Origin of the sequence: Aquimarina sp. MMG016, from assembly GCF_018100805.1 — a bacterium.
In the GTDB taxonomy this organism is placed as follows: Bacteria; Bacteroidota; Bacteroidia; order Flavobacteriales; family Flavobacteriaceae; genus Aquimarina.
The window spans coordinates 57,172-69,451 of the sequence record NZ_JAGJEA010000013.1; the positions used below are offsets into that span (position 1 = coordinate 57,172).

Below are 12,280 nucleotides of genomic sequence, written 5' to 3' on the forward strand. Positions count from 1 at the left end.
ATATTTTAATTCATTTTAGTTTAAAACGCTTAAAATCAACAAAGTCTCTTATATAATCTTCTTCCATAAATACATTGGAAGCTAAAACTAAACAAACTGATCCCGAAGAAAAGTTTTCTAACTCTCTCCATATTCCAGGAACAATAAGTAAGCCTTTATCTGGTTTATTAAGTGTTATTTTTTGTCGTTCTTTTCCATCATCTAATATTACATCAAAAATACCACTAACTGGAATTAAAAGTTCAAACAAATCTATATGAGCATGCCCTCCTCTTTTTGAGGTACTCGGAACATCGTATAAATAATATACTCGTTTTGTTTCAAAAGGGATCGTCTCTTTTTCAATAACAGCAATATTCCCTCTAGGATCTTGGATTTTAGGGGTTTCAATAATAAAACAGTCTTCAACTGTAGTTTTAGTATTTATTTTATTGGAGGAAGTATTGCTTGCCATTGCGGAATAATATTTTCTATTTTAAATTTTGAAACACTAGACACTGTACCTTCTTTACATTTTTCATAAAAATCGTCATCCTCAACCATTTTATTAAGAGCATCTATGTAATCATTTTCTTTTTTCCAAGGTGTTAATATACCATTTTCACCAGTAACAATGATTTCTGAAGGGCCGGATTTAAAATCTACAGAAACCACTGGGGTACCCATCGCTAATGACTCTACTATAACCATTGGAAAGCCTTCAAAATTACTTGTAAGCGTAGTAAATAATGCATTCTTTACATAAGGAAAGGGGTTGCTTGTAAAATTCATAAAAACTACATGCTTTACAATTCCATAGCTTTCAACCAAATTTATAATCTTCTCTTTATCAACACCATCACCAATAATATATAATTTAATCCCTAATAAAGGTAGTTTTGATTTTGCATATGTTCTTATCAAAAATGAAAAGTCTTTATGCTCATCCACTATTCTACCATAAGCTAAGATATATTTACCCTTTGGCAAGACAACCTGTTCTTTTGATAATTTTTCATATAACTTTTCATCAAATGCATTATAAATACACAACCCTTGATCAAAACCATATTTATCTTCAAAATGTTTAACTGCAGCCTCTGAAACTCCTACTAGTTTATATGTATCCTTATATAAATACCTAGCTAAACTTCTATTTGATGGAAAATATAAAGAGAGTTTATAATTATGTACCATGGCTATTGTTAAAGCCTTATTATATATTGTTTTGTTTACAAATATCTGCTTTAGCCAATTTTGTCTTGATCTTGTATCAATTATATAATCAAAGCTTTTATTTTTAATTATTTTATAAGTGTGTCTTAGTTTTGCTATCCGTCTTAATAAATCATTTTTTAAATTAACCATTTTATCCAAAATGACAACTTCTCCTTTATACTTATATACCACTTCATCTAGCTCGCTGATGATAGTAACATCATAACCTTTATCAGTCAACATAACAGAAAGAATTGCACTTGATCGCTCTGCACCTCCAATTCCTAAAGAAGCCGTAATAATACAAATTTTTGTCTTTTTTTGTTGTGATATCATATGCTTCTGTCAGAACCAAAAAATGATTTATTAAACATTAAAACCAATATTAAAAAATAAAAGACATAATTAAAAAAATGTGCCATAGAAGCTCCCTCAAAACCATATTTCCCAATCAAATAAACACTAGAAAGGTATAAAAAACTCAACGAAAGCACTTCGGTAACAATATATTGCCAGAACATCTTTTTTGCTATTAGTTGATAAGCTATTACTAATGAGGCTATTTTAAAAACATCTCCTGACAATTGCCATATAAAAAGAGGTTCCATTGAAAGAAAATCTTTTGAAAACAACACATTGATAATTAAACCTCTAAACCAATAAATCACTAAAAAAAGAGCTAAAAATACTGGTAAAATTATTTTATAGAAATTAAGCACTTCTAATTTAAATAATTTACTACTTCTGATTTCAGATAATTTTGGAAGCAAGTATATTGTTAACAGTGTAGTAATAAACAGCATATATTGATCACTTATTCTAAGCATTGCTTCCCAATAACCTGCCTCATTAGCTCCTTGGGTATTAATTAATAAATTTCGAATGTTTATTAAAACCCAAGGTAATGCAGTAGCAGATAATAAAGCCATTATAGAGTATGAACCAAACCTTTTAATATACTTTAGAGAGATTCTGTTTACCCAAAGTAGTTTGGTAAAATTCTTTTGATTCATTATGATTACGACAGTAATCAACAGTGATATTGCAGGGTTTAAAACAATCGCTAAAAATGCTCCTTCTAATCTGAACTCCCATATCAAAAGCAAAGTCACACATAACCCTAAAATACTAGTTACTATATTCAATAGTATGAAAACTTTATATTTAGAAAAACCATTAATAATTGCCAAACATAAAGTATTAGCAGAATAGAATGGTAATGCTAAACCTAGCGCCTCAAAAACAAAATTAAAACTGTATTGTTCTCCAAATACTAAATCATTCCAAAAACCTGCATCAAAGTACAACCAACCTGCCAAACTCATTGTTACTACAAAACAAATAAAGTATGCTGTTGAAAGCATACTGATCAACTCTTCTTTACTTGATTTGTTTTCTGATATATACTTTACAACACCGTTATACAGTCCCAATGTTCCGACCGACTGAACTGAAGACAGCATATTACGAAGATTACCTAGTAAAGCCATCCCCTCAGTACCCAAAAGTACAGCGATAACTTTTGCACTAATAAGCCCAGTAACCATCTTAACAAACACCCCAATGGCATTAAAGGAGCTAACTTTTACCAATACATTTTTTCTTATTTTATCAATGTATAATTTCACTATTAGTAATCGTTAAGAGTTTTAATGATCTCTTCAATTTCTGAATCTTTCAACCCAATATTAAGCGGGATGCTTATTACTTCTTCATGTATTCTTTCAGTAATAGGCAAGCAATAGTATGAAAATTCAGCTAACGCTTTTTGCCGATGAGGGGGAATGGGATAATGAATTAAATATCCAATCCCAGAATTGGTCAAATAATCACAGAAATGTTTTCTATTCTTTACTCTAACAACAAAAAGGTGAAAAACATGAGCATCACTGCCGTCCCAGCTTGGAAGTTTTATCTTATCATTCTTAATACAAGAAATATAGAGTTTAGCAATATTTCTGCGTTTTATGTTATCGCCGTCTAAATGTAAGAGTTTCTCGAATAAAAACGCAGCTTGTATTTCGTCCAATCTGGAATTGAAACCAATATATTCATTTTCATACTTAGAAGAAGTTCCATAATTACCCAAACTTCTAACTATTTCTGCCAGATCCTCATTATTGGTAGTAATAGCCCCTCCATCTCCCAAGGCTCCTAAGTTTTTTGTCGGATAAAAACTAAATGCAGAAGCATCACATAGGCTTCCTGACGTATTACCATGTTTGTCCTTTGCTCCATGAGCCTGGGCAGCATCACTTATTACCAAGAATCCTTTTTCTTTTGCCAATGCATTGATGTCTTTCATTGGAGCCAATTGACCATATAAATGTGTAGGAAGAATAACTTTTGTTCTAGGTGAAATACTTTTTTTAATATGATCAATACCGATATTAAATGTCTCTTCATTAGGTTCTATTAAAATAGGTTTTAATCCAGCATGAATAACAGAAAGAATTGTAGCTATATATGTATTAGCCGCTACAATCACCTCATCACCAATATTAATCTTCCCTAACTCCACATACCCTTTTAGGATAAGAGTTAGAGCATCCAAACCATTACCTGTCCCGATACAATATTTTACCCCGCAAAAAGTAGCAAAAGCGTTCTCAAATTTTTCTACAGAATTACCTTTGATATAAATACCAGAATCTAAAAAGCTAGAAAAAATAGCATTGGATTTTTGTTTATATGACTTATTGATTTTTTTAAGATCTAAAAAAGGGATGGATGGTTTCTTATCTGTCATTATTAAACATATCTGATTAGCCCTATTTATCTTTTTAAGCAAGCCTGAATTCGGGAAAGTCCTATTTTTATTATTTAAGGATTAAAAATTACCTTTACAACAAATATATTTCTTTTTATGAAAGGCTATAATAGACTTTTATAGTTTTTATAGAATTTACCGAAAACTAAACGGATGAAAATAATACTTGTTGGGGAATATAGCCGACTTCATAATTCACTAAAGGAAGGGTTGATTAAAAATGGCCACGAAGTATTACTCATTGGAAATGGTGATTCCTTTAAACAATATCCTATAGATATTAATACTGATGCGCGGTTTATAAAAAACAATTTTCTACTTAATAAAGCTAGACATCTCATTCATAAAATCACCAAATTTGATATCGCTGCTATAGAGACTACGATTCGATTCAATCGGTATAAAGAGTTATTGAAAGACAATGATGTTGTACAACTTATAAATGAATCACCTTTTAGTATTGGGTATCATTCCGAAAAAAGGTTATTAAAGTTTCTTTTTGAGAATAACAAAAACGTATTTCTATCGGCATGTGGAGATGATTATAAATCAATTTCTTACTATTTAAAAGACGAGTTAAAATATCATATTCTCACTCCATATTTAGAGAATAAAAACCTATCCAAACGATTTCAATATTCATTACAATATACAACTCCTTTATATAAAAAATTACACGAATATGTATATCACAATGTTAAAGGCGTTATTCCTTCAGATATAGATTACGTATTTCCATTAAAAGACGAACCGTTAGCAAAATCATTAATCCCAAATCCTATAAATACAGATATCATAGCATATAGTCCTATAGAAATTAATGATAAAATTGTAATCTTTCACGGTATCAACAAAGAGGGAGCACTAAAAAAAGGAAACCAATATTTTACCGATGCGTTAGAGATTATTAAGCAAAAATATCCTGAAAAGGTAGAGATCATAACAACTTATAGTCTTCCATACAATGAATATCTAAAACAATACAAAAAAGCACATATTCTTTTAGATCAAGTTTTTGCTTACGATCAAGGATATAATGCCCTAGAAGCTATGGCTGCCGGTAAAGTTGTCTTCACAGGTGCAGAGAAAGAGTTTATGGATCATTATGGATTAAAAGAACCTGTAGCCATTAATGCTCTACCTGACGTTAAAGATATTGCTAAAAATTTAGAGAAACTCATTCTTAATCCTGAAGAAATTGTAGCGATTAGTAAACGTGCTCGAAAATTTATTGAAAAACATCATTACTATATTAAGGTTGCTCAAAAATATATGGATACATGGATGAATTCTTAATCAATTGATTAGTATAATATCTTTTATTTTAAACCTCAAACTAATTTATCATTTAACAAATAAAAATTCTCTGTTTGTATCTCATGATATTGTTGAACAATATTAGTAGCTCCAAAACTTTCTTTCCAATACAACAGACCTGAGCTTATAGATTCAGTATTCGGAACGGTAGATGAACCAAAACTTATATACTTTTTACCCTTATATAATTGTATAATAGTATCAAATAATATATCCAATGCTCCATCATCAGCACGGTCTTCTAATCCGGAGCTATATTGAAAATGAGCTACATTATCAGAAAGAAATAGTAAAGCTCCGGCTTTAACCGCATTGCTGTCATAAGTACAAAATAACTTGATATGATCAGGAAATTTATTTTTGAGCAAACGGATCTCTTCTTTAGTGTGAACTGGAGTAGTTCCAAATCTTTTTTGAAGATTTTTAGTAAGTATATCATCCCAAAAAACATCTATTTCATCAGATTCTTTTACTAAAAGCCCCTTTTTATTGGCCAGTTTTATTGCTCTTTGTCGATTTCTATTAGGCTTAGAAAAAGTATTAGTATTTATAACTGAGTAAATATCCGTTCTATATAATTTAGATTTTAACCAAAACAAAATCAAATCTAATTCTTGTGAAACTAAGTGATATATCATTGGAATCACTTTCAATTTCAGTATGCGAATATTATTTTGGTGTAGCTCCTTTAATAACGCTTCAAAAATTGTTAACTGATTTACAAATTTACTTTTAGCAGATAGTAAGACCCCTCCATAGCTCAACCCCTGATGTGAATACACAATATCTTTGTCAATATTAGCTGGAAAAAGTGCAACCAGCTTTTCTTTATCGAAAACCATTAAAGAATAATCTTCAAATCTATCAGCATGATATTCCATAAAATCTCTATGAAATAAAAAAGTGCCATTTTTTGACTTTTTAACAAAATCATTCCAAAGCTTATAATCCTCTCTTTGGTATTTCCTTATACTATATTTCACAAAAAAAATCTTATTGAAAAGTGAAAATAGTCAAATTGTTTTAGTATCAGGAATTTAAATATTACTTTTATAATATCTAAAACGAGCTCACGCTTGTTTTTTGATAAAAAGGTAATAAAAATTTATACTCATAATTGCCACGTTAGTTATTATTATAGGTAGCGACCAATTGAGTAACACTCCATAAATTACAAAAGCCAAACACCCCACAGAGTTTACTAAACGAAGTTTTTTGATATTTCGCATTAAGAAAGATATAAGTACCATAAATGATGCAAAATATCCAACAATTTCAACGAATAGATTTTGGTCTAAAGACATAGTTTTTGTGTTTTTTGACGATAAATATTGTTTTTTACCGATATTTTAATTGATTTTACAAGTCTTCCGTAAGTATCATTTATTACATTTGCAACGTAAAAATGAAGGAAATTAAGTATTAAGTTACTTTTTATAATACAGCATTGACCCCAAGCCTATAAATGCCCCAAAAATTACCCCAAATTATTAAGAAAAAATCCTGAGGAAACTCGGGATTTTTTATTTCATCTATTCTTCCCAAAGTATATTTTATCACCTATAAAACCTGGACCTCAAACGATAATCATTTACTCATAAACTTAAAGTTTTTATAAAATTCTTTTTTTGAAGCAACTTGGCTTAATTTCTGTAATCTATATAGTAATGAGAATATAGTATTCTTCAAAATTGGTTTAACAATATAAATATCACACTTATGAAATTGTTTTATGGAATTTTAATCGTGGATATAAAGGCATTGAAAAACTTTCTGAAGCAATTGCCTGGCGCAAGTGGTTATGCTATCCGCAAGTAACTTGAATCCTATTCACCATACATAGAAAACATCTTAGGGAAAATTTTCTTGAGTGGGTTTGATTACAAAACAAAATCCCGAGTTTCCTCGGGATTTCTTTTGATAAATATATCCACTAATGTGTTAAACTATTTTATTTCTTTTACGCTCTACTTCTGTTAAAAAAATCTTACGTAGTCTTAAGTGATTCGGTGTTACTTCTACATACTCATCTTTCTGAATATATTCTAAAGCTTCTTCTAACGAGAACTTAATTGCAGGAACAATCTTAGCTTTATCATCAGCTCCTGATGAACGCACATTAGATAATTTTTTAGTCTTCGTAACATTAACCGTCATATCATCCCCACGAGAGTTTTCTCCAATCACCTGACCTTCATAAATATCTTCTCCCGGATCAACAAAGAATTTCCCTCTATCTTGTAGCTTATCAATCGAATATGGAATTGCGGTTCCCTTTTCCATAGAAACCAAAGATCCATTAATACGACCAGGAATATCACCCTTAAGTGGCTGGTATTCTTTAAATCTATGAGCCATAATAGCTTCTCCTGCAGTAGCTGTCAATAGCTGGTTACGTAAACCAATAATCCCACGAGAAGGAATCATAAATTCACAAACCATACGATCTCCTTTAGCTTCCATGCTTAGCATTTCTCCTTTACGCATAGTTACCATTTCTACCGCTTTACCAGAAACGGTTTCCGGAAGATCAATAGTTAATTCCTCAATTGGCTCACATTTTACTCCGTCAACTTCTTTGATGATTACTTGTGGCTGTCCAATCTGTAGTTCATATCCTTCTCGGCGCATAGTTTCGATAAGTACAGATAAATGTAATACTCCTCGACCAAAAACCATAAACTTATCGGCACTATCCGTCTCATTAACTCTAAGTGCTAAGTTTTTCTCTAGTTCTTTCTCTAATCTTTCTTTAATATGTCGAGAAGTTACAAATTTACCATCTTTACCAAAGAATGGCGAATCATTAATGGTAAATAACATACTCATTGTTGGTTCATCTATAGCTATAGTTTTTAAACCTTCTGGATTTTCTATGTCGGCAACAGTATCACCAATTTCGAAACCTTCTAAACCAACTAAAGCACAGATATCACCAGCTTCAACCTTATCCACTTTTCTTCTTCCTAATCCTTCAAAAGTATGAAGCTCTTTGATTTTCGATTTCTTGATAGTTCCGTCACGCTTTACTAAAGAAACTTGCATTCCTTCAGTCAATGTGCCTCTTTGTAAGCGGCCAATAGCTATTCTTCCCGTAAAAGAAGAAAAGTCTAATGATGTAATCAACATCTGAGTAGTACCCTCCTCAATTTTTGGTGAAGGTATGTGTTCTATTACCATATCAAGTAAAGGCTCGATATTATCAGTTTCCTTCTGCCAATCTTCACTCATCCAGTTGTTCTTAGCAGAACCGTATACAGTTGGGAAATCCAATTGCCACTCCTCTGCCCCAAGTTCAAACATTAGATCGAACACCTTTTCATGAACCTCATCCGGTGTACAGTTTTCTTTATCTACTTTATTCACAACCACACAAGGCTTAAGACCAAGATCAATAGCTTTTTGTAATACAAAACGTGTTTGTGGCATTGGTCCTTCAAAAGCATCTACTAATAATAGTACTCCGTCAGCCATATTCAATACACGCTCTACCTCTCCACCAAAATCGGCGTGACCAGGTGTATCGATAATATTAATTTTGGTATCCTTATACGTAACAGAAACGTTCTTAGAAGTAATTGTAATTCCCCTTTCTCTTTCCAGATCATTATTATCAAGAATTAAATCACCTGTATTTTCATTTTCACGAAACAATTGACAATGGTACATAATCTTATCTACCAAAGTAGTTTTACCGTGATCTACGTGAGCAATAATTGCAATATTCTTTATAGCTGTCATAAAACGCTTCTTTTTTAAGGCTGCAAAGGTACGAGTTATTTCTACAGATTTTACATTATTTATATCTTATTTGAAAAGTCTTAAAATCAGCATCATAAACTCTTCATTATATTGCATAATTTGTGACAATAAAACCCCTATCTTTGCCCTTTAAAATAAGCTATTATGCAACTAAAGAACATACCAAATCTAAAACATCTTGAAGCCAACAATTTCTTTCTTTTAACTGGTCCTTGTGCTATCGAAGGAGAAGAAATGGCATTACGAATTGCAGAACAAGTAGTTGAAATTACTTCGAAGTTAAAGATTCCGTATGTATTTAAAGGTTCTTTTAAGAAAGCAAATCGTAGCCGAATTGATAGTTTTACTGGTATCGGAAATGAAAAGGCATTAAAAATTCTTCGTAAAGTTGGAGAAACTTTTGAAGTTCCTACGGTTACCGATATACATGAAAACGAAGATGCTGCATTAGCTGCAGAATATGTAGATATTTTACAGATTCCAGCTTTTTTGGTACGTCAAACTGATTTGGTGGTTGCAGCTGCTAAAACAGGCAAAACTGTAAACCTTAAAAAAGGACAATTTATGAGTCCTGAGGCAATGCAACATGCAGTTAGAAAGGTAAAAGATAGTGGAAACGACAACGCGATGATCACTGATCGTGGAACTATGTTTGGATATCAGGACATGATTGTTGATTTCAGAGGAATACCAACTATGAAACAATACGGGACAACTGTTCTGGATGTGACTCATTCTCTGCAACAACCTAACCAAACTAGCGGAGTAACCGGCGGAAGACCAGATATGATTGAAACTATTGCACGTGCAGGAATAGTAACTGGCGTTGATGGATTATTTATGGAAACACACTTTGACCCTGCTAATGCTAAAAGCGATGGAGCAAATATGCTAGATATTAAACATTTGGAAAAATTATTAAGTAATCTTGTCGCTATTAGACAAACTGTCAATCGGTTATAAACTTTTCATTTCTAAAAGTATACGCTTGCTCCAGGATTTCGATTAACACTTGATCATCTATTTCATCCGGAGTTCTATAACGAAGAGATTTTACATACTTCCTTTTATCGGATTCTAATTTCTCGATATGCTTGGTAAAATACTGGGCTCCCCAGAATCCTACATCGACATATCCTTTGGTTACGTTAAGATAACAGATTGGACTTTTCTCTACATAATAAAACGGAACTCTCCATTTATACAACAGCTCTACTCCAGGAACAGTTGTTTCAACAATTACTTGTAGATGTAACAATATTGACTTAAAAGGTTCCGGTTGTTTAAGAATATATGCTTCTGCTGGATTCATTTGTGAATTTTATCCTTTAGTGATTGCAAGATATTTATTACCTTTTTAATCCAGAAGAAATTGCTTGATAAAGTGGACAGAAAACTAAAACATCTCGAATTGATTCAAAACATCATTAATAGAATGAATTCGAGTTCTTTTATCATTAAAGGCTGGAGTATTACATTGGTATCTGGGTTATTTGCCCTTTCAATAACATATGGAAATATACCCCTGATCATTGCGTCCCTTTTTGTTCTTTTAATTTTCTGGATTATGGATGGTTTTTATATTTCCAGAGAGAGAATGTTTCGCGATCTTTATGAAGATGTTGCAACTAAAAATGAAGATCAGATTGACTTTAAAATGATGATAAATCATTATTACAAAGGTAATAGAACTTGGTTTGCAAGCATTTTTTCAAAAACTTTACTACCCTTTTACCTCCCTATATTACTAGGATTAGTTACTATTTATATTGTAACTCGATAATTAATCTTATATAGAAAAATTAATAAATTTTGCACAATTCAATATTTTAATTTTACTTTGCATTTCAAAGTACTTTTAAAATGAGCACAGAAGAATACTTAAAAGATATCACTGAGATTAAAGATATGATGAACAAATCGTCACGTTTTTTCTCTCTTAGTGGGTTATCAGGAATTATGGCCGGAATTTATGCTTTAATTGGGGCAGCAATAGCATATTACCTAGTAAGCATTAGTGGTAGAGAATACTTGATTCTTGACGGAAAAATATTTAACTATATTCTTTTAGATTTAACACTAATAGCTTTATTAAGTGTACTAACCGCAATTTATTTAAGTCATAGAAAGGCTAAAAAGAACAATGAAACGCTATGGAATACAGCATCTAGAAGGTTGATTTCTGCATTTCTAATTCCATTAGTAACTGGTGGTATATTTATTGCCATCAAAATCTTTAATAACCATTACGGTCTTACTGGGTCATTAATGCTAATCTTTTATGGATTAGCTTTGGTTAATGCCTCTAAATATACAATTGGTAATGTAAAATACTTAGGGTATATAGAAATCATATTGGGTTTGATTTGTTCTATGTTTCCTACCTATGGGTTTTGGTTTTGGGTAGCTGGATTTGGAGTAATGCATATCATATACGGAAGTTTGATATACTTTAATCACGATAGATAAGCAATGAACTCAATCACATTACCATATCACCTGCTTATTCCTTCGGTTATAAGTTTAACTATATTGATTTTGTTAGTCAGTAAGAGGAAATATTTTGATAAGAAATACAAAAAAAGTTTATGGATATATAGCCTAATCTTTTTTGTAATATATAGTTTTATGGTTGGTAAAAATACTTTTGATGATATCTATTATCAATGGAATCTTAATCAATATGACCTCAACCAAGATGGTTTTTTTACCGGTGATGAAGTTACAGAAGAATTTAGAATAGCATTGAAGCTTTTAACACAAGACACAAGTAGAAATTTTTCCTTTATTACCGGAGCTATTTTTTCGCTCTTAGTATCAACACCAATATATTTTATGAGTTTGATAATTGAAAAGGTGAAAAGTAGTAATTACATTCATTGTAATCCAAAGAATTTTAATATTTAATAAAGAGATTTTTCTGCTTATGCGGAAACAAGAATGAAAAATATAATAGGTAATATAAACAAAGCATTTGATCATCGAATCCGGTTAGGTATTATGTCGGTATTGATGGTGAATGAGCATGCTGATTTTAAAATGCTAAAAGAATTACTTGGTGCTACTGATGGAAACCTTGCAAGCCATACTAAAGCGTTAGAAAAAGAAGAATATATCGTGGTAGAAAAATCATTTATCGGTAGAAAACCCAATACACGTTACAGTGCCACAAAAAAAGGTCGTGAAGCTTTTAAAAAACACGTAGAAGCTATTGAAAAACTATTAAAACAATAG

13 protein-coding genes are annotated in these 12,280 nt (G+C 31.3%); 6 read left to right on the top strand and 7 right to left on the bottom strand.

What is annotated here, in order from left to right; genetic code table 11:
• Positions 1–10: 10 nt before the first annotated feature.
• From J8M14_RS19150 to J8M14_RS19165, 4 genes are read right to left on the bottom strand one after another with little or no spacing between them, the layout of a single operon-like run.
• Positions 11–454, bottom strand: coding sequence for an FdtA/QdtA family cupin domain-containing protein (locus J8M14_RS19150; RefSeq protein ID WP_211076437.1), 444 nt, complete (start codon positions 452–454; stop codon positions 11–13).
• Entirely contained in the window at positions 424–1,533 is a 1,110-nt protein-coding gene (locus J8M14_RS19155) for a glycosyltransferase (RefSeq protein ID WP_211076438.1), read from the bottom strand. Before J8M14_RS19155 ends, J8M14_RS19150 begins: the two co-directional genes overlap by 31 nt.
• Positions 1,530–2,825 carry an O-antigen translocase gene (locus J8M14_RS19160; protein WP_348772860.1) on the bottom strand — a complete coding sequence of 432 codons (1,296 nt, stop codon included), beginning with the start codon at positions 2,823–2,825 and terminating at the stop codon, positions 1,530–1,532. Before J8M14_RS19160 ends, J8M14_RS19155 begins: the two co-directional genes overlap by 4 nt.
• A gap of 2 nt (positions 2,826–2,827) precedes the next feature.
• Positions 2,828–3,946: a DegT/DnrJ/EryC1/StrS family aminotransferase gene (locus J8M14_RS19165; protein WP_211076439.1), complete on the bottom strand. Its 1,119-nt coding sequence runs from the start codon at positions 3,944–3,946 to the stop codon at positions 2,828–2,830.
• Between the two features lie 174 nt (positions 3,947–4,120).
• Between J8M14_RS19165 and J8M14_RS19170 the strand changes: the two genes are divergently transcribed.
• The gene (locus J8M14_RS19170; protein ID WP_211076440.1) at positions 4,121–5,263 is read left to right on the top strand and encodes a glycosyltransferase; all 1,143 of its coding nucleotides are present in this window, start codon (positions 4,121–4,123) and stop codon (positions 5,261–5,263) included.
• Positions 5,264–5,298: 35 nt separating this feature from the next.
• On the opposite strand, the gene J8M14_RS19175 is transcribed toward J8M14_RS19170, so the two are convergent.
• Both J8M14_RS19175 and typA read right to left on the bottom strand, forming a co-directional pair.
• The gene (locus tag J8M14_RS19175) at positions 5,299–6,267 is read right to left on the bottom strand and encodes a GNAT family N-acetyltransferase (protein WP_211076441.1); all 969 of its coding nucleotides are present in this window, start codon (positions 6,265–6,267) and stop codon (positions 5,299–5,301) included.
• Between the two features lie 958 nt (positions 6,268–7,225).
• Positions 7,226–9,025 carry a translational GTPase TypA gene (gene typA, locus J8M14_RS19180; RefSeq protein WP_211076442.1) on the bottom strand — a complete coding sequence of 600 codons (1,800 nt, stop codon included), beginning with the start codon at positions 9,023–9,025 and terminating at the stop codon, positions 7,226–7,228.
• Positions 9,026–9,190: 165 nt separating this feature from the next.
• Here typA and kdsA point away from each other — a divergent pair, with 165 nt between their 5' ends.
• Positions 9,191–10,009: a 3-deoxy-8-phosphooctulonate synthase gene (gene kdsA / locus J8M14_RS19185; RefSeq protein ID WP_211076443.1), complete on the top strand. Its 819-nt coding sequence runs from the start codon at positions 9,191–9,193 to the stop codon at positions 10,007–10,009.
• Here kdsA and J8M14_RS19190 read toward each other — a convergent pair.
• A complete protein-coding gene (locus J8M14_RS19190; protein ID WP_211076444.1) occupies positions 9,996–10,358 on the bottom strand; it encodes a DUF1801 domain-containing protein in 363 nt (120 codons plus the stop codon). The genes kdsA and J8M14_RS19190 overlap by 14 nt on opposite strands.
• Positions 10,359–10,418: 60 nt before the next feature.
• Here J8M14_RS19190 and J8M14_RS19195 point away from each other — a divergent pair, with 60 nt between their 5' ends.
• From J8M14_RS19195 to J8M14_RS19210, 4 genes are all read left to right on the top strand, one after another.
• Complete coding sequence (locus J8M14_RS19195) at positions 10,419–10,829, top strand: hypothetical protein (protein ID WP_211076445.1); 411 nt, start codon at positions 10,419–10,421, stop codon at positions 10,827–10,829.
• An 80-nt stretch (positions 10,830–10,909) separates the two neighbouring features.
• Positions 10,910–11,515: a hypothetical protein gene (locus J8M14_RS19200; RefSeq protein ID WP_211076446.1), complete on the top strand. Its 606-nt coding sequence runs from the start codon at positions 10,910–10,912 to the stop codon at positions 11,513–11,515.
• 159 nt (positions 11,516–11,674) lie between these two features.
• A complete protein-coding gene (locus tag J8M14_RS19205; RefSeq protein WP_211076447.1) occupies positions 11,675–11,953 on the top strand; it encodes a hypothetical protein in 279 nt (92 codons plus the stop codon).
• A 33-nt stretch (positions 11,954–11,986) separates the two neighbouring features.
• Positions 11,987–12,280 (top strand): transcriptional regulator, encoded by a 294-nt coding sequence (locus tag J8M14_RS19210; RefSeq protein ID WP_211076448.1) that lies wholly within the window; start codon positions 11,987–11,989, stop codon positions 12,278–12,280.